The organism is Lysinibacillus sp. FSL K6-4013 (genome assembly GCF_038630435.1).
GTDB lineage: Bacteria > Bacillota > Bacilli > Bacillales_A > Planococcaceae > Lysinibacillus > Lysinibacillus boronitolerans.
On sequence record NZ_CP152031.1, the window covers coordinates 4,641,931 to 4,659,889 of the forward strand.

Annotated in this window: 16 protein-coding genes; 8 read left to right on the forward strand and 8 right to left on the reverse strand. The window is 36.0% G+C overall.

Annotated elements, in window-relative coordinates; translation table 11 throughout:
- Window positions 1–10 precede the first annotated feature (10 nt).
- From MHB39_RS23090 to MHB39_RS23100, 3 genes are all read right to left on the reverse strand, one after another.
- Complete coding sequence (locus tag MHB39_RS23090; RefSeq protein ID WP_048395479.1) at window positions 11–718, reverse strand: amino acid ABC transporter permease; 708 nt, start codon at window positions 716–718, stop codon at window positions 11–13.
- Window positions 719–800: 82 nt separating this feature from the next.
- Window positions 801–1,664 (reverse strand): transporter substrate-binding domain-containing protein, encoded by an 864-nt coding sequence (locus tag MHB39_RS23095; protein WP_016992241.1) that lies wholly within the window; start codon window positions 1,662–1,664, stop codon window positions 801–803.
- A gap of 29 nt (window positions 1,665–1,693) precedes the next feature.
- Window positions 1,694–2,857, reverse strand: a complete 1,164-nt coding sequence (locus MHB39_RS23100; protein ID WP_342545490.1) for an acyl-CoA dehydrogenase family protein — start codon at window positions 2,855–2,857, stop codon at window positions 1,694–1,696.
- 282 nt (window positions 2,858–3,139) lie between these two features.
- Here MHB39_RS23100 and MHB39_RS23105 point away from each other — a divergent pair, with 282 nt between their 5' ends.
- A complete protein-coding gene (locus tag MHB39_RS23105; protein ID WP_342545492.1) occupies window positions 3,140–3,886 on the forward strand; it encodes a hypothetical protein in 747 nt (248 codons plus the stop codon).
- 86 nt (window positions 3,887–3,972) lie between these two features.
- Here MHB39_RS23105 and MHB39_RS23110 read toward each other — a convergent pair whose 3' ends face one another.
- Entirely contained in the window at window positions 3,973–4,353 is a 381-nt protein-coding gene (locus MHB39_RS23110) for a VOC family protein (RefSeq protein WP_036077832.1), read from the reverse strand.
- 224 nt (window positions 4,354–4,577) lie between these two features.
- Between MHB39_RS23110 and MHB39_RS23115 the strand changes: the two genes are divergently transcribed.
- Both MHB39_RS23115 and MHB39_RS23120 read left to right on the forward strand, forming a co-directional pair.
- A complete protein-coding gene (locus MHB39_RS23115; protein ID WP_342545493.1) occupies window positions 4,578–6,527 on the forward strand; it encodes a methyl-accepting chemotaxis protein in 1,950 nt (649 codons plus the stop codon).
- 279 nt (window positions 6,528–6,806) lie between these two features.
- The gene (locus tag MHB39_RS23120; RefSeq protein ID WP_342545494.1) at window positions 6,807–8,756 is read left to right on the forward strand and encodes a methyl-accepting chemotaxis protein; all 1,950 of its coding nucleotides are present in this window, start codon (window positions 6,807–6,809) and stop codon (window positions 8,754–8,756) included.
- A gap of 61 nt (window positions 8,757–8,817) precedes the next feature.
- On the opposite strand, the gene MHB39_RS23125 is transcribed toward MHB39_RS23120, so the two are convergent.
- A complete protein-coding gene (locus tag MHB39_RS23125) occupies window positions 8,818–9,237 on the reverse strand; it encodes a VOC family protein (protein WP_016992246.1) in 420 nt (139 codons plus the stop codon).
- 236 nt (window positions 9,238–9,473) lie between these two features.
- On the opposite strand from MHB39_RS23125, the gene guaC reads away from it, so the two are divergent.
- Both guaC and MHB39_RS23135 read left to right on the forward strand, forming a co-directional pair.
- A complete protein-coding gene (guaC, locus tag MHB39_RS23130) occupies window positions 9,474–10,457 on the forward strand; it encodes a GMP reductase (protein ID WP_036077839.1) in 984 nt (327 codons plus the stop codon).
- 223 nt (window positions 10,458–10,680) lie between these two features.
- Entirely contained in the window at window positions 10,681–12,411 is a 1,731-nt protein-coding gene (locus MHB39_RS23135; protein WP_342545495.1) for a cache domain-containing protein, read from the forward strand.
- Between the two features lie 53 nt (window positions 12,412–12,464).
- On the opposite strand, the gene MHB39_RS23140 is transcribed toward MHB39_RS23135, so the two are convergent.
- Window positions 12,465–12,689: a hypothetical protein gene (locus tag MHB39_RS23140; RefSeq protein WP_036077843.1), complete on the reverse strand. Its 225-nt coding sequence runs from the start codon at window positions 12,687–12,689 to the stop codon at window positions 12,465–12,467.
- Between the two features lie 207 nt (window positions 12,690–12,896).
- Between MHB39_RS23140 and psiE the strand changes: the two genes are divergently transcribed.
- Window positions 12,897–13,349, forward strand: a complete 453-nt coding sequence (gene psiE / locus MHB39_RS23145; protein ID WP_052125375.1) for a phosphate-starvation-inducible protein PsiE — start codon at window positions 12,897–12,899, stop codon at window positions 13,347–13,349.
- Window positions 13,350–13,366: 17 nt separating this feature from the next.
- Here psiE and MHB39_RS23150 read toward each other — a convergent pair whose 3' ends face one another.
- Window positions 13,367–14,626: a GNAT family N-acetyltransferase gene (locus tag MHB39_RS23150; RefSeq protein ID WP_342545496.1), complete on the reverse strand. Its 1,260-nt coding sequence runs from the start codon at window positions 14,624–14,626 to the stop codon at window positions 13,367–13,369.
- Between the two features lie 127 nt (window positions 14,627–14,753).
- On the opposite strand from MHB39_RS23150, the gene MHB39_RS23155 reads away from it, so the two are divergent.
- Window positions 14,754–15,761, forward strand: coding sequence for a hypothetical protein (locus tag MHB39_RS23155; protein WP_342545497.1), 1,008 nt, complete (start codon window positions 14,754–14,756; stop codon window positions 15,759–15,761).
- Window positions 15,762–15,912: 151 nt separating this feature from the next.
- Complete coding sequence (locus MHB39_RS23160) at window positions 15,913–17,061, forward strand: fused response regulator/phosphatase (RefSeq protein WP_036077849.1); 1,149 nt, start codon at window positions 15,913–15,915, stop codon at window positions 17,059–17,061.
- Window positions 17,062–17,100: 39 nt separating this feature from the next.
- Here MHB39_RS23160 and MHB39_RS23165 read toward each other — a convergent pair whose 3' ends face one another.
- Window positions 17,101–17,955 carry a protein-glutamate O-methyltransferase CheR gene (locus MHB39_RS23165; RefSeq protein WP_036077852.1) on the reverse strand — a complete coding sequence of 285 codons (855 nt, stop codon included), beginning with the start codon at window positions 17,953–17,955 and terminating at the stop codon, window positions 17,101–17,103.
- Between the last annotated feature and the right edge of the window lie 4 nt (window positions 17,956–17,959).

Here is a 17,959-nt window from a genome sequence, read left to right on the forward strand (position 1 = left end):
TCACGCCTCCTTAAGTTGTTTCTAGGGTCTTCTTACCCTTACCAAATACCTTTTCTAATATAGTAAATATTTTTTCTATAATAATAGATAACACCCAATAGATAATAGCCAATGCAATATAAATTTCTAAGGCATGAGCATTGATGTTACTTGCAATAATTAGATTTGCCTTACCTACAATATCAATTAGACCAATTGTATAAGCGAGTGCACCTTCCTGTAATAAAGCAATCATGCCATTGCCAAAGTTCGGTAAAGCGACGACCAGCGCCTGCGGAAAAATAATTCGACGGTAGGCTTGGAATGGCGTTAGCCCGACACTAACGGCTGCTTCAAACTGCCCTTTTGGAATGGCTAAGTAGGCAGACCGTATCACCTCAGACATTATTGCCGTGAATTGTAAGGTGAATGTTACGACAACAAATATGGCCGTTTCAATTGAATGGAGATTAAGACCAACATTTTCCGCTAATGCTGGGACACCATAGTAGACAAGAAATAACAAAACAATGGAGGGTGTACAACGCATAATCGTTGTATACAGATTGGCGAATTTAGTTAGCCACTTGACTGAAGATAGCTTAGCAGCCGCCAGCAATAAGCCGAATAGGGTACCTAAGATAATGGAGGACCCTGCAACTAAGAACGTAATTTTTAAAAATGGCAATAACACTGGGATTGCGTTCCAAATGTAGGTTGCGTCAAAATATTTATCCATTTCCTCACCAACTTTTGTTTTTATGAATAAAGACTGCTGAGCATTACTGACTCAACAGCCTTACTATTCGTTCCGTTTTAAACTAACGATTTACGTTTTCCAGTACTTCAAATAAATCACGGCCATAGAATTTTGTACTTAATTCATTTGTTTTCTTTTGTTCTTTAACCTGTGCTATTGCTTTATCATAAGCGTCAGCAAATTCCTGCTCTTTTTTATTGAACAGTGGCCATGTTTTTATAACAGCAAATTCGTTATAGACAACGTCATCTTTTAGGTTATAATATGGTCCATCTTCTGCAAGTACTTGTTGTTTAAATGGGCCTTCAATCATGACACCGCCATCAACACGGCCTTCATTTACCCACTGCACTACATCGACAGTAAAGGCGTCACCGGCCTCAAGTTTTACTTTATTATCTGGATTTGCCGTATTATACTCATCGATAATTGTATATTGAGCATTATTTGCAGCAATCGGTGCTAAAGAATAGCCCTTTTTCGCAAAATCCGCTAATGTTTTCACGCCTTCATCCTCTTTACGCAAAACTAAACCTGCGCTACTTAAACCTAGGAATTCCTTTGGGAAAATAAATTTCTCTGTTCGTTCCTGAGTAAAGAATGCGTTTTTAACCCCTACTTGATATTTCCCTTGCTCCACACCAATTAATAAATCATCACTTGTTGTACCTACATACTCAAATTGATAGTCAGGTAGCAATTCATCTACTAATTTCATTACTTCTACATCATAACCAGTTGGATTTCCATTATCGTCGATGTAACTAATGGGTTTTGACGCTTGATCGTAAGCTACCTTTACTGTACGTACTTTTTCACCATCACTTGAATCTTTATCTGCAGAGTCTCCTGAATTACAACCTGCTAATAATGCTATAGATGCCAAACCAATTGCAGCAAATTGAAAAACCTTATTCTTCTTCATATGTCATTTCTCCTTATTTTTCACATAATTTATTCAGATAATTTCTGCTGTTCAATAGCGGCAGTCGCTAATTTAATAATCGTCATATCATCCATCGGTGGATTATGAAGTCCTGCGCGAACATTGCGATAATAGCGTTGTAATGGATTGGATAGCTGCAAGCTTTTTGCCCCCACCACACGCATCGCTTTATCGACTATATCTATTGCGATGTTTGTTACTGTATGTTTAGCAACAGCCATTTCATTTGTTATTAGTCCACGTCTAGCAGGATCATCGTAAGCCTCAGCCACTCCATATAAGACAAAACGTGCTTGATGGAGCTTTAATTCAATATCCCCTAAAAGCTGTTGTACATTTGGCAACGTACTAATTGGCGCATTCAGGCTATTCGGTTGATGGTGATTAGCAAAATGAATAGCATAATCACGAGCTGCTTGTGCAATGCCTAAGTAAGTTGCTGGGATATGGAGTATCCAGCCATTTATTTTGCCGCCACTCGGATGACTTGGTAACTCTACTAAATGCTCTGTTGCCACAAGGACATCCTTTAACACAAGATCGTGGCTGCTTGTGCCTCGCATTGCAGACATCTCCCAATTCTCCTCAATGGTTAGACCAGCTGAATCCTTATGAATGAGGAAGAAACCAACTTGCTGCTTTTCTTCAATCCAAGCAGAGGTAAGGAAATAATCGAGCACAGGAGAAGCAGTCGTAAAAATCTTGCGCCCATTTATCAGCCAACCCTCTTTAGTAGAAATGGCATTTGTCCCTGGCCGCCCTCCTCGCGTTGGGCTACCTGTTGCCGCCTCACTAACAGCTCTATTAATCATGGCACCTCTCTTTATTTCTTCAGCAAAAGCTATTAATAGATCATCCGTCCATAGTTTTGTTTCATATATTTCACCGACAACGCCTAATGTCCATCCAAGGGAAAGAGAAGCATTTTCGTCATAGCTTGCTAGCGTCTCTTGTACGAGGACCATATCATAGACAGATAAGCCTTCTCCGCCATATTGTTTCGGTAAAGTAAGTTGAGGATAGCCAATTTGTAAAAGTAATCGATGTGCTTCGAACGGAAAACGAGATTGCTCATCAACCTCAGCAGCCTGTGCTTTGATTGGCTCAGCAATAGCAGCTAGCTGATCTAACCAAAATCGTTGTCGCTCTGTTTTTACAAATAAATTCTTCAAATGAATCTCCTTCTTCCCAATATATATAAATCATATAAATTTACTAAGAATTGATAATGAAAAAAAATCTCTGGCTACATTCATGTAGTGAGATACTATTTGGTACTGAATTTTCTGATTCGTTGACACTTATAATACTTTTCGCATTAGAAAATGTCAATGGGTGAAATTCAAGTTTTTTTGTAAGTTTAATATGTATTACAAAGTTTCATTTTTTATCTTTGAATTATGCACCAAGCTTTTCTTACAACATATGCTAAAACTAATGAAAGAGGTGCATATATGACAAATAATTTAAATTCGCCACTAAACGGTGGAATCATAACCCATTCGGCTCCACAAGTTATTCAAACTAAGTTTGGAGATATTAACGGGGATGGTTTTTTTGAAACCATTTTTTTAATGGGCACTAAACAGCCTGATAGTCCTTTCTGGAGAAACCTAACACTGACTATTTTTTATGGGCAAACACGACAAATGGAGCATATTCCATTGAAACAAAATATGGGCTATAATCCGACTATTTTTTTGGGCGATTTTACTGGTAATCATGTTGAGGATATTCTTGTTGTGTCTGATACAGGAGGTAGCGGTGGAATTGTAAATGGTGAGATTTTTTCCTCCATCAACAATCAAGTTCGTTCCATCTTTGATGCAGAGTCTTTTAATAATAAACTTAAATATAAGGTCAATTATGTAGATCATTATAAGGCTGTTGTTCAGAGTTTTAATCCTGCTATTAAATACACAATTGATTTACAGTATAAAGGAACCGACTACTTAGCTGAAATTTATAACCCAGATGGTACCTTGAAGCAACCAATTGAAGGCTGGGTAGATCCTTTTGGAGGACTATATCCTGTTGATTACGACCGAGATGGAACATATGAAATTTTAGGTTATCAAGAAATTGCAGGTAGATATCATGCTGATGGATTAGGCTATGTAGAAAATATTTTAAAATGGAATGGCCATGAATTTGTAATAGATCGACAAACGGTTGGAATTTTTGGTGAGGATTTATCTTAGACGATAAATCTAGCTATTAAATAAGTTAAAACAGGAATCTGCTCATTTTTTTACATAACTAACAAAAAACAAGCAGATTCCGTTATTTACATTTTCTTTTCAACCAAGGCAAAGTAGTTATTTTCAGGGTCAGCAAAGTTAAAAACTCTACCCATTGGCATCATGACTAGATCTCCTACTTTAACGCCCTTTGCCTGAAAATCTTGGTACATCTCTTCAATTTTATCAGCATAAAACATTATGGAAGGTGTGCCTAAATTTAGGTCAGGTTGCATTTTAGCAATCATTTCTTTGTTGTGAAGCACAAAGGATGTTTGAGCTTCCTTCGTTGGTGCAATTTCAATCCAGCGCATGCCTGCCTCTTCCTGTTCAGAAATGACAACAAACCCCACTTTTTCTGTCCAAAACTTCACAATTGTATCTTGATCATTAACATATAACATTACTTGTCCAATTTGATGAATCATGACTTTTACCCTCCTCTTTTGAGCTTTAGTATACATCAAAAAGTGGCTTTATATAGCTTCTAACGCAATCAATTTAGGGAAATTTCAAATAATTGATAATGATATACATTACTAAGAAATAATTAATTCAAAGTACTTAACTTTTCTTTTATTTCTGATAGAATGAGTATTATTTACCTTTAAGGGAAAAGTATAGAATAAAATATTATGTGAGGATAATACAATTGAAACAACTAAGTTTAAGAAAAAAGCTTATTTTTTCGTTTTTAGCCATGCTTCTCATCCCAACACTATTGATTGGAATAGTATCTTACCAAAGTGCTGAACAGCAAATTTCAGAGGAACAACGCGCAAGTGCGACTGAAAGTGTGCGCATTCTAAATGCCAATATTACAAACATGATTGAACCTAAATTGAAAGATGTACAATATTTTTCACAAAAATTTAGTGAAACCTACTTTCAAGATGATAGCATTTTAAAACTGAAGTCATTATTAACGGAATATGTCAATATGCACCCTGAAGTAGACCTAATATATATTGGGACTGCTGATGGCAAACTATTTGATCAGCCTGTTCAAGAGTATCCTGATGGCTTCGACCCTCGGACAAGGCCTTGGTATAAGCAGGCTTTAGCTAATAATGGCAAGACCTCAATTACTGCACCTTATGTTACACAATCTACAGGTGACATTGTCATTACAATTACTCAGGCATTACCAGATGGTTCTGGCGTTTTAGGATTAGATCTAAATATTTCTACATTAAGTGACATTACGAATAATATACGTATTGGAGAAACGGGCTTCGCTTCTCTTTTAGATAACAATAAAATTTATATTGCCCAGCCAGAGAAAGAAAGTGGTACAGAGGCTACAGAAAGCTATATTCCAAAAATTTATGAGCAGGAAAGCGGTACAATTATTGAAAAAGACCGTCACTTACAATTTGTTACGAATGAGTTAACAGGTTGGAAGGTAATTGGCACCATGTTTACTGCGGAAGCTGCAAAAGCTGCGGCATCCACATTGAATATTAATTTAATTATCATTGCGGTTTCTATTCTCGTTGGCGTTATTTTTATGCTCTTCATGATAAAGTCTATTGTTAACCCAATTAATCAACTGAAGCAAAGTGCATTGAAAATTAGTGATGGTAATTTAACGGAGTTTATTGAAATCCATTCTAAAGATGAAATTGGGCAGCTTGGAGAAGCCTTTATCTCTATGAAGGTGAGCTTAAAAAAACTAATTCGTAATGTTGATCAAAGCTCACAGCATGTCCAAGCAGCCGCTCAAAATTTATCTGCTAATGCAGAACAAAACATCGCTGCCTCAGAGCAAGTTGCTGATGCTATGCAACAAATGGCAATTAGTACAGAAAAACAAACAACAGGTATAGACCAGAACGCCATTTCAGTTGAAGAAATTGCTAAAGGCGTTGTTGAAGTGGCAGACAGTTCCATGCAGGTTTCTGACCTATCTAGCCATGCTATCCAATTGGCAGAAGAAGGTGGACAATCGGTAAAACAAACTGTACAGCAAATGAATTCAATCCATAATTCTGTAACGCTATCAGATACAATGATTAAAGCACTCTATGATCGCACGAAAGAAATCGGCTCCATTTTAGAAATGATTAGTGCTATTTCAGATCAAACAAATTTACTAGCGCTTAATGCTGCTATAGAAGCTGCTAGAGCAGGAGAACATGGCAAGGGCTTTGCGGTAGTGGCTGATGAAGTACGCAAATTAGCAGAGCAATCTCATCAATCGGCAGAGCAAATTTCTGCGCTCATTACTACTATTCAACAGGATACGGCAAAATCTGTAGAGACAATGGTCAAAGCATCTACAGATGTTCAAGAGGGCTTACAATTGACAGAAGAAACAAGTAGAAAATTCGCGAGTATTATTGAAAGTTTACGAAACATCGCCCCGAAAATGGAGGATATTTCAGCATCTGCTCAAGAAATGTCTGCCGTTGTAGAAGAAGTATCAGCGACCGCTATTGAACTTTCCGATCACGCAAAATTAAATGCTGCTGCTACGGAAGAAGTTGCCGCTTCCACGGAACAAACTTTATCTTCTATGCAGGATATGGCTTCGTCTGCCAAAACCCTACTTGATATGGCGGATGAATTGCAGGGTTATGTCAATCATTTTAATTATTAATTATTTAACTGCTAGATCTGAGTTCAAGATAGTATTGAACTCAGATTTTTTCTATTCCAAAAAGATAGGAAATTACAAAATAAAATATTTTTCTACAAATAATAGCGTTGCATAACTTTATTTTCCGGATTTTTCAGAAAATTGTGTTGATTATTATTCATTTTCCTCTTAGAATCAGATTAAACATTTGAACGACTTAGGAGACTACTAGTGTAATAAAACCAATTACGTAGTTAGTTGTATGAAACTTCAATAACGTCGTTTAAGGAGGAATACTATATGAAACGAATTAGTTTAAGAAAGAAGCTCATCTTTGCATTTTTAGTCATACTTCTCATTCCCGCACTTTTAATCGGGTATACCTCCTTTAAAAGTACCAAAAATCAAATACTAGAAGAGCAGCAAGCAAGCGCCAAGGAAAGTGTGCGTATGCTTAATAGTAATATCACCAATACAATTGCTCCTAGAGTTCATGATATCGAATATTTTGCCAAGAAATTAAATCAGTCTTATTTAAAAGATGATAAAAAAGCTGAATTAAAAGGTCTTTTTCAGGAATATGTAAATACACACCCAGAAGTGGAACTAGTATATATTGGGACTGCTGATGGGCGAATCATTGATGAACCTGCCCATGACTATGCAAGTGATTATGATCCTCGGAAACGTCCTTGGTATATAGAAGCCATTGATAATAAAGGGCATGTATCCATCACTTCTCCATATATCTCAAAATCAACAAATAACATCGTTGTGACAGTTATGCAAGCTCTTCCTGATGATTCTGGCGTAATTGCCTTAGATTTAAATATCTCTCTTCTAAGTGCACTGACAGATCAAACACGTATCGGAGAAACGGGCTTTGCCTCTCTGTTAGATAATAATAAGTTATATATTGCTCAAAAAGATAAGGAAAGCGGCACAGAGGCAACAGAAGATTATGTTTCAAAAGTTTACGAAAAGCAGGAAGGTATTATTACTGAAGGTGACCGTCATTTACGCTTTGAAACAAATGAAATCACAGGCTGGAAGATAATCGGTACAATGTTCATTGCAGAGGCTACTAACGCTGCTACCTCAACCTTTACTATTACATTACTCATTATTGGTATTTCTATTATAGTAGGTATTATCTTTATGCTCTCAATGATTAAATCTATTGTTAACCCGATTAAACAACTACAGCAAAGTGCTCTGAAAATTAGTGAAGGTGATTTGACAGAGTATATTGATATTCATACGAAAGATGAAATAGGACAGCTTGCTGAAGCATTTGTCTCAATGAAAGTTAGCTTAAAAAGGCTGATCCGCAATGTCGATCAAAGCTCACAACATGTTCAAACCTCAGCACAAGGTCTTTCAGCAAATGCTGAGCAAAATATCGCTGCATCTGAGCAAGTGACAGAGGCTATGCAACAGGTAGCAATTAGTACGGAAAAACAAACAACAGGAATCGATCAAAATGCTGTTTCTATTGAGGAGATTGCAAAGGGTGTTGTAGAGGTAGCTGATAGTGCCCTACAAGTTTCAGACCTATCCAGCCAGGCCATCCAATTAGCGGAAGAAGGTAGTCAATCTGTTGAGCACACGGTTAATCAAATGGTATCCATTCATGATTCTGTGACTCAATCCGATACGATGATTAAATCGCTATTTGATCGTACAAAAGAAATTGGCTCCATTATAGAAATTATTAGCGCTATTTCAGACCAAACAAACCTTCTTGCTCTGAATGCTGCTATTGAAGCAGCACGAGCTGGTGAACACGGTAAAGGCTTTGCAGTTGTAGCCGATGAAGTCCGTAAACTAGCGGAGCAATCTCATCAATCAGCAGAGCAAATTTCTACTCTGATTACAGGTATACAACAAGATACAGCTAAATCTGTACAAACAATGACAAAAGCTTCTGCAGACGTTCAAGAAGGATTACAGCTATCTGAGGATACGAAAAAGAAATTTACAAGTATCGTTGGAAGTCTTCGAGAAATTGCTCCAAAAATGGAGGATATATCAGCTTCAGCACAGGAAATGTCTGCCGTTGTTGAGGAGGTATCCGCAACTGCTATTGAACTGTCAGACCATGCAAAACTAAACGCAGCTGCATCTGAAGAGGTTGCCGCTTCAACGGAACAAACATTATCTTCCATGCAGGAAATCGCAACCTCTGCTAAAACATTACTCGATATGGCAGATGAGTTACAAGGCTATGTAGATCGTTTTAATTACTAAATAAGAAAGCACGATGATACTTGGTTTAGTCCTATCATCGTGCTTTTATCATGCTATATTTTTATTCATTTACCTCATGGCTAAATTGCCATTCAACGCCAAATTTATCTGTAAGTGAGCCGTAACATTTGCTCCAAAATGTTTCTTGAAGCTCCATTCTCACGTTACCACCTTCTTTAAGCTTATCAAATGCTTGACGCATTTGCTCTTCATCATCGGATACAACAGCTAATGTGACATTGTTCCCTGTGGAAAATGGCATGCCTGGAAATGTATCTGAGAACATAATTCTACTACCGAATACTATAAGTCGTGTATGCATGACAAGATCTTTTGCTTCTTCTGGTAATGGGTAGTCTGGATTTTGTGGTGTCTCTCCAAACGTCATAATTTCAGCCTTGTCCGTATTAAAAACGTCTTCATAAAACGCAACTGCCTCTCGACAATTTCCATTAAAATTTAAATAAACCTCTACTGCCATTTTCAACACTCCTTTGTCATTTTTTGAAACAATTCTATTGTACATGGATTACAAATGATAACACAAATTATAACTAGAATATTTCATCTTCAAAGTAAGTTTGTTTGCTTTCTGTTTAAATTTTTTATTTATTTTCACAAATGCTTTGACATTTACTCAAAAATCATGTAAATTACCAAATGGCGAACAATTTAAATTAAATCTTAAAAAATATTCGTATTTTAGGAGTGTATATAATGGATAACGTATTTGACTATGAAGATATTCAACTAATTCCCGCAAAATGTATTGTAGAAAGTCGTTCAGAATGTGATACTTCTGTTACTTTAGGTGGACACACTTTTAAACTTCCAGTAGTACCTGCAAATATGCAAACAATTATCGATGAAAATCTAGCGAAGAAACTTGCTGAAAACGGTTACTTTTACATCATGCACCGTTTCCAACCAGAAACTCGTCGTAACTTTATTCTAGAAATGCAAGGAAATGGCTTAATTGCTTCTATTAGCGTTGGTGTAAAAGATGAAGAATATTCATTTATCGAAGAATTAGCAGCTGCTAATTTGGTACCTGATTTTATTACAATTGATATTGCACATGGGCATTCAAATGCTGTTATTCGTATGATTCAGCATATTAAAAAGCATTTACCAAACAGCTTTGTCATCGCAGGTAACGTAGGGACACCTGAAGCGGTACGTGAGCTTGAAAATGCTGGTGCAGATGCAACTAAAGTTGGGATTGGACCAGGTAAAGTATGTATTACTAAAATCAAAACAGGATTTGGTACTGGAGGCTGGCAACTAGCTGCACTACGTTGGTGTGCAAAGGCTGCTACAAAACCAATTATTGCTGATGGTGGTATTCGTACACATGGAGATATCGCTAAATCTGTACGTTTTGGTGCTTCAATGGTAATGATCGGTTCATTATTTGCTGGTCATGAAGAATCACCTGGTGAAACAATCGAAATCGAAGGTAGAACAGTGAAAGAATACTTCGGCTCTGCCTCTGAATTCCAAAAAGGCGAACGTAAAAACGTCGAAGGTAAGAAAATGTACGTTGAACATAAAGGTAGCATTAAAGATACATTAATCGAGATGCAACAAGATTTACAGTCATCTATTTCTTATGCTGGTGGCACAAAGCTAGAGGCTATTCGCAATGTTGATTATGTAATCGTGAAAAACTCTATTTTCAACGGAGACAAAGTATACTAATCGGTGTAAACCCACTAAATCAAGATTCAATATCACCCCAATTAAGAGCTGACTGTTACTGTTTACTCTTGATTGGGGCGATTTTTTTAGGAACTATTTCTCTTACTTATTCAAAAAATGCTCTAAAATACGGTATTTATTTTCAGAATTTTCTATTTTATTAAAAAACTATATATTATAATAGAACTATATTGAAGTAATGAAGGAACGGGGGTTGTATCCAATGAAATCAGTACGTAATAAACTTGTTAGTCTTGCCATTATAGTTATTCTACTATCAACAGGACTAGTTGGGGCAGTCAATTATATGGTGGTGAAAGGAGAACTCGATCAGGTAGGTCGAGATAGTCTTAAAAATGGCACACTTGGCATACTTGAACTAATTGCACAGTTAGATACTCAAGTTCAAAATGGGAAATTAACGCTAGAAGAAGCTCAGGAAAGTGCTAGAACACAGATCGTTGGTAATAAAATTGAAGATAACAAAAGATCCATTGATAATCCTGTTAAATATGGAGATAATTTTTATTTCTATGCTTTCCAAGATAGCGGTATGGTTGAAACCCATCCATCTCTTGAAGGAAAAAATATTTCAGACTTACAAACAGAGGATGGGCGCTATTTTGTACGAGAAATGATTGAAGCAGCAAATGCTGGAGGAGGATATGTACGTTATGATTGGGCCCTTCCCTCAAATCCTGATATCGTTGCGCCTAAGATTACTTATGTAGAAAAGGACAAGCATTGGGGCTGGATTATAGCAGCTGGTACATACGAAATGGACTTTAATGCAGGTACGAATAAGGTTTTATATTACACATTAGGCATGACCATCCTTGCAACGATTATTGGTGTATCACTCTTCTGGTTCTTCTCTGGACGAATGACAACCTATATACGGAAAATTATGGTCATTACATCTGATATTGCTAAAGGCAAGCTAACTGGTGATGACATACCTGTTACTACAGAAGATGAACTAGGTATACTAGCTAGTAATGTGAATAATATGAAACATAGCTTACATGAAATGGTCAACAATACAAAGGATAGTGCATCCCAAATGCGAGTTTCTTCAGAGATGCTGAGTGCCATTACTGAGGAGACGACTGCTTCTGCTGATGAAATTCATCAAGCCATCAATGATATATCTAAGGGTGCTGTAGTACAAGCTGAGGAAGCAGAAATGGCCATTAATAAAGTTGAAACACTGTCCTCGCTTATCTCAAATGCTACAAATAAATATAGTGAGATTACAGAAAATATGAATATTATTAATCAATCTCAAGAAAATGGTAGAGAAAAAGTAGATGTATTACTGCAAAATTCAAGTGCGTTTACGCAAGTAATTGAGGAACTACGAACAAATTTCTCAAGCTTAACGAGCCAAATGAAAGAAATTCATCAAGTCGTTCAAACGATTACATCCATTTCCGAACAAACAAATCTATTAGCACTAAATGCAAGTATTGAAGCAGCTCGTGCAGGTGAACATGGTAAAGGGTTTGCTGTCGTAGCTGAGGAAGTACGTCATTTATCAGAGGATACGAATGAAGCCACTAATCGTGTTAGAAATCTATTACAGCGTATTGAGGTGGATACCGCTAATTCAGATGCAAAAATGATACACACGCTTCAACTTTCGCAAAATCAGGCAATGTCGATTTCGGAAGTAAAGGGTGCCTTTACTTCCCTAGCAGACTCCATTCATGACATTACAAAGCACCTTGTTTCTCTAGACAAAGGAATGAATGACATGGCGGAAAATCGAATAATCGTGATGAACGCTATCAATGAAATTGCAAGTGTCGCTACACAATCTGCCGCAGCTACCGAACAAATTAACGCCTCTATTGACGAACAAAAGTCAGCAGTGACATCTATCATGCACTCCTCTATGGAGCTTCATACAGAGGCAGAGCGTATGCACGACTTAGTAGAACGCTTTACGTGACAAATACCATATAAAAAAGAATGCTACGCATACCCGTAGCATTCTTCTTAACATTATAGTTTGTTAATTACTGCGTGGATTGTTTCCTTAAGCTCTGCATCATGATCAGCAAGATCTACAAGATTTCCTAGACGTTCACGTAATACAGGGCGCTCAATTACTAATTTTTCATCAAGTACTTGTACCAGTAGCTCAATAATAAGACGATCACGAACATTCAACGCTTCTTCTAAACGTTCTGGTGTAATTTTCGCATCATTTTTTGCAGATTTTGCCATTTCAAAAACCCCTTTTATATTTTATATTCATGCACATCTATTTTAGCATACCACTAAATTATTTTGAAAACTTTCTTTCAGAAAAATATACCAAAACTTTACAAAATCAATAGAAAAGATTTACGGCAAATTGTTATATTTATATCATAATACACTACTACACGACCATATGATGATGTATTTACAAAAATTGATTGGAGGAATTGGGTGAATCAAAAAAATACGACTTATTTACAGCTCATTAAAGCTGTTCCGAAATCTCTACAGCTATTTCTCAATGTTTGCCTTGTACTATTAGCTCTAATCCTTTCTTTTTTGCTTATTAAGGAGCTAATTGAATTTCTTAAAATATTATTATTCGCTAAGGAAGATGGTGATTATAAATTATTCCTTGCCAATATACTTATTTTCTTTTTATATTTCGAATTCATCACAATGATAATTAAATATTTTAAGGAGGATTACCATTTTCCACTCCGTTACTTTATCTATATTGGCATAACAGCAATGATACGATTAATTATTGTGGAGCATGACCATCCTCTAAATACGTTAATTTATTCATTAATTATCCTAATACTAATTATAAGCTACTTTATTATTAATATCACGCCACTTGAAAGGCCAACACGTTCTTCCATTCTCATTAAAAAAGAGTAAAAGCCCTCAAGCCCATTCTAAAATGCCGATATACATGTGGGCTTTTCAAACACATAGAAGAATTGCTGTAAAGCCTGTAAATACTGAATATCGCTAATCTGTATTCGACTAAGCATAAATAGCTCTTGGACCGTTACTACGCCCATTATTAGTGATGAAAGCTCAGCCACATCTATCGTTACTTCAACATCATAGCTATCACTTTCTTTCATTTTAATTGTACCGTTAACAGCCTCAACAATAAGTTGCTGATTATTTTTTGCCAGTAACGAATCCATAACATTCAATTTAAATGTCAAAGTGACACCGTTAAAATTGCGTGTTATTAGCTCATCAAAAAAGCCCTTCACATTAATAATACGGTACATTAGTCCAACTCCTGACACGGCATTTGCATGGTAGACACTTGGTATTAAATGATTTGTGCCATTTCTTACATCCCCTAAAAAGAAATGGACATTTTCTTCTTGTGTATTCCATTCGATTCGGTTTACTTGGTCTGCCTGACTGTTTAAAAATGTACTAAGCTCTAGCAAAGCCTCAGGAGTTTCATAGATCCACTCTTTAATCACCAAATTATTTAGCATAAAATTACTCTCGCTTTGTTTATTAAAAGAAAAGACAATATAGCCCTGTACTGTACCTTCCTGTTCCATTGCAATCACATAGTGATCTGGATTATTAAAAATAAAGGATAGTTCTGATTGTGTTTTAAGAAACATCCCATGTTTTTTAGCTACTACCCTGTTGTAGCATTCTACTAACTGTTGTTGATCTTCCACTGTCAAATATTTAAGGTGCTTTTTGGTTGGTCCTTTAGGGAAGCTTGAAGGCTCTACCAAGTATTGATAGATTTTCGGTCCATAACCAAAACCCATTTTCTTATAAAAATCTGGTCTAAACGGATACAAAGCCACAAAGTGAATATTTTTATCTAAAAAAATGTTAAAGAAATGTTGGATTAATTCTTTTGCAACCTTCTCTTTTTTATGTAATAAATCAACGGCAACAAGTCCTACCCCACCAACTGGTAGCATTTTAGAGAACAGATTCATTTGAAAGTCATGTAGTCGCATACCACCAACGAGTTTGTCATTTTCCCAAAGTCCATAATAATGAAGAGATTCATCATTGTGCTGATTTTGCATAAATTGCTTTTTCAGCTGTTCTTTTGTTGTGTGTGCCCCATTCAATCTTCCTGGATACGCTCCTACAACGATATTCACAAAGGCTACAAAATCTTGCTCTTTTAATAATTTCTCTACAACCCTCATCATGTCCCCTCCATTTTCAAATTGTTGCATGTTGTTCACGAATTTTTCACATTAATTTTTATACCCCATAATAACATATATTACCACGACCAAATAATGAGTACTGAAAATGATTAAAGGAGGAAAATGTATGACTTTAATTGATTCGTATATTCACGAAGTGTCTAAAAGACTACATAAAAATAAACGTGACAAAATCAAGGTTGAACTAAAGGCTACGATTGAGGATATGCTGCCAGATCAATATTCAGAAACCGAGGTGAAGGAAGTACTCAGGAAACTTGGAAGCCCTGTAGAAGTTGCTGCAAGCTATCAGGATACTCCCCACTTTTTAATAGGTCCAGAGAATTTTGAGCAATATACAAGAACCATCAAGCTAATTATACCTTGGGCAGTTCTCATTACGGTTATTGTTCAAATAATAGAGAAAATTGTTCTCTATTCTGGAGAAGAAGCATTGCTCACAACCATTATTACAGCATTTGCAGGGATCGTTGTTGCCATTATTGCTGTTTTATTTCACATTTTATTTTGGGTTACGGTTATTTTTATCATCAAGGACCGTTCTGGGGCTGAAAAGATTTCGATCCCTTTTTTGAAAGATACCAAGCCATGGTCACCTGATGATTTAGTACAGATTAAAAGGATTCCCAAAGATAAAATCATTCCTGTAAGTGACACGATCTTTAGCCTTTTAGGAATACTTATTTTTTCTTTTGTTTATTGGAATGCCTATCGTCTTTTAGGTATTTATACAACAAATGACAACGGCAGCTTGAAATTTGTTATGCCTATCTTTAATCAAACTATTTTACAATCGTTTGTTCCCATGGTCTTACTATGTATTATTCTAAGTCTCACTTTAACCTTATTAAAATGGCGTGCAGGACAGTGGACAATGCTTATTGCTATCACTAATGCCATACTTCAAAGTGTTGGAACGATTGTGTTTATTTTAATAGTGATACACCCAGATTTTATTCATAGCGCCTCGATCCCTTATATTGCGGCTATTACAGAAACAACCTCAGCTAAAGTTGCCTTCACTATTGATAAAATCCTACTTGTCAGTATGATTATTGCTGTTTTAGCAAATGCATTTGATATCTATCAAGGGTTTAAAAAAGCTAAAATATAAATTCCTTCTAATTCATGTATTTAGTAAATCACACATTCAAATCGCCAAAATACCTTTATTCTTTGATGTTTTGTATAATGATAAAGTTGAAAGTATTTTATATACATGAAAAATAATCTGCACAATTCAATCAGAGTAAGGGGAAAGTACTATGACCATTCTTCTAGTTGATGACAATCAAGTCAATTTATTTGTCATTGAGAAAATACTAAAAAATGCAGGTTATGAAAACTGTGTTTCTCTTTCATCTGCTTATGAGCTATTTGATTATTTACAATTAGATGCACCCAATGCGACAGGAAATTCAGTAGATTTAATTTTGTTAGATATTATGATGCCGGAAGTAGATGGTATTGAGGCCTGCAAACGTATTAAGCAAAATGAGAGATTGAAAGATATTCAAATCATTTTTGTTACAGCACTCGAGGATAAAAACAAACTGGCAGAAGCCCTCGACATTGGTGGCGTAGATTATATTACTAAACCAATTAATAAAACAGAGTTGCTTGCCAGAATGCGTGTTGCCTTACGTTTAAAGGCGGAATTAGACTGGCACACACAGCATGAAAAGAAAATACAATATGAACTTGATTTAGCTACCCATGTACAAAGGAGTCTTCTTAGCCCACCGTTAAATGAGAAGGACATCCGTATTGAAGTTTCATATTTACCATCCTCTAATTTAGCAGGGGATATGTATTACTGGTACAAAATAGACGATCATCGTTATGCCATAATATTATTGGATATGATGGGTCACGGTATATCTGCAGCGCTGGTCTGTATGTTTATCTCCTCTGTTCTAAGAGAGGCGGTTAAGCAATTGGTCGAGCCTGAACTTGTCATTCAAGAACTGAACCGTTATATGACCCTATTGCAAGATGGGAAAGAGAATAATCTTTATTACTTTACAGCGATTTATTTAATCATTGACACAGAGCAAAAAACAGTCGAGTACATAAATGCTGGCCATCCTCCTGGATATGCACTAATCGATGAAAAAACATGTATTCCATTAGATCAAGGTAGCTGTGCAGTCGGCTTCTTTGATGAAATTAAAGTGAAAAAGCAATGTATTCAATATGAGCATGATATTCAAATTGTGTTATTTACTGACGGTGTATTAGAGGCGATGGGGCCTTGTGAACTAGAATCAGAAAAGCATTTGCAAACGCTAACATCCTCTAAGTGGGATTATTCGCAATGCCTAATCGATAACCTATTGCCTAAGGATAAACAAGAAAATCAGCCTGATGATATGTGTGTTTTAATGATTCAAGCTAGTTCTAATACTATATAAAAAAGCAGAGGCTATCAGTTAAAGATAGCCTCTTACTCGTTAATATATTTTCTGGTAAATTCTTTCGTTACCAGCAATTTCCCTATATTTTGAAATAACCTCTTCAAATCGTAATGTTTCTTTATCCCCTAAGCATAAAAAACCTTCGTCACTTAAACTTTCATAAAATAATTGATGTACCTGGCTCTGCAACTTAGGCGAAAAATAAATAAGGACATTTCTGCATAGGACAACATGAAATTCATTAAATGAATGATCTGTTACTAAATTATGTTGAGCAAAAATAATATTTTTCAATAATGTTGGATGGAAGTAAGCATATTGATAATCTGTTTGATAGTATTCTGAAAATGCATGGGCACCTCCAGCAAGCATATAGTTTTTTGTATATGCCTGCATCTTATGAATTGGAAAGGCTCCCTTCTTAGCTTTTTCTAATACTTGCTCGTTCATATCCGTTGCATAAATAACAGACCTCTCTATAAGCCCCTCTTCCTGAAGCAAGATGGCCATAGAATATACTTCTTCACCTGTGGCACACCCTGCATGCCAAATACGGATTTCCGGATATTCTCGTAAAACCGGGATGACTGTTTCACGAAAAGCCTTAAAAAAGCTAGGGTTACGGAACATCTCCGTTACATTTATCGAAAAATCATTTAATATCTGCTCTAAAAATTCTTTATCATGTATGACCTTTTCTTGTACACGTGAAATCGTTGGGATGTTATTTATTCCCATCCTATTGTAGATTCTACGCGAAATGGAAGAACGATTGTATTGGCGAAAATCATAGCCTGATAAACGATAAATAGCCTCAAGTAACAAATCTATTTCTAAATTTGTTTGCTTATTTAATTGTATATTTTGCTCCAAAGGCTGAAATTGTTCCATGTCA

What these genes read in the sequence shown, in the direction of transcription:
- MHB39_RS23090 (WP_048395479.1), bottom strand. Translation starts at nt 718, where the DNA reads ATGGATAAATATTTTGACGCAACCTACATTTGGAACGCAATCCCAGTG.
- MHB39_RS23095 (WP_016992241.1), bottom strand. Translation starts at nt 1,664, where the DNA reads ATGAAGAAGAATAAGGTTTTTCAATTTGCTGCAATTGGTTTGGCATCT.
- MHB39_RS23105 (WP_342545492.1), top strand. Translation starts at nt 3,140, where the DNA reads ATGACAAATAATTTAAATTCGCCACTAAACGGTGGAATCATAACCCAT.
- MHB39_RS23110 (WP_036077832.1), bottom strand. Translation starts at nt 4,353, where the DNA reads ATGATTCATCAAATTGGACAAGTAATGTTATATGTTAATGATCAAGAT.
- MHB39_RS23120 (WP_342545494.1), top strand. Translation starts at nt 6,807, where the DNA reads ATGAAACGAATTAGTTTAAGAAAGAAGCTCATCTTTGCATTTTTAGTC.
- MHB39_RS23125 (WP_016992246.1), bottom strand. Translation starts at nt 9,237, where the DNA reads ATGGCAGTAGAGGTTTATTTAAATTTTAATGGAAATTGTCGAGAGGCA.
- guaC (WP_036077839.1), top strand. Translation starts at nt 9,474, where the DNA reads ATGGATAACGTATTTGACTATGAAGATATTCAACTAATTCCCGCAAAA.
- MHB39_RS23135 (WP_342545495.1), top strand. Translation starts at nt 10,681, where the DNA reads ATGAAATCAGTACGTAATAAACTTGTTAGTCTTGCCATTATAGTTATT.
- MHB39_RS23140 (WP_036077843.1), bottom strand. Translation starts at nt 12,689, where the DNA reads ATGGCAAAATCTGCAAAAAATGATGCGAAAATTACACCAGAACGTTTA.
- MHB39_RS23150 (WP_342545496.1), bottom strand. Translation starts at nt 14,626, where the DNA reads ATGATGAGGGTTGTAGAGAAATTATTAAAAGAGCAAGATTTTGTAGCC.
- MHB39_RS23155 (WP_342545497.1), top strand. Translation starts at nt 14,754, where the DNA reads ATGACTTTAATTGATTCGTATATTCACGAAGTGTCTAAAAGACTACAT.
- MHB39_RS23160 (WP_036077849.1), top strand. Translation starts at nt 15,913, where the DNA reads ATGACCATTCTTCTAGTTGATGACAATCAAGTCAATTTATTTGTCATT.
- MHB39_RS23165 (WP_036077852.1), bottom strand. Translation starts at nt 17,955, where the DNA reads ATGGAACAATTTCAGCCTTTGGAGCAAAATATACAATTAAATAAGCAA.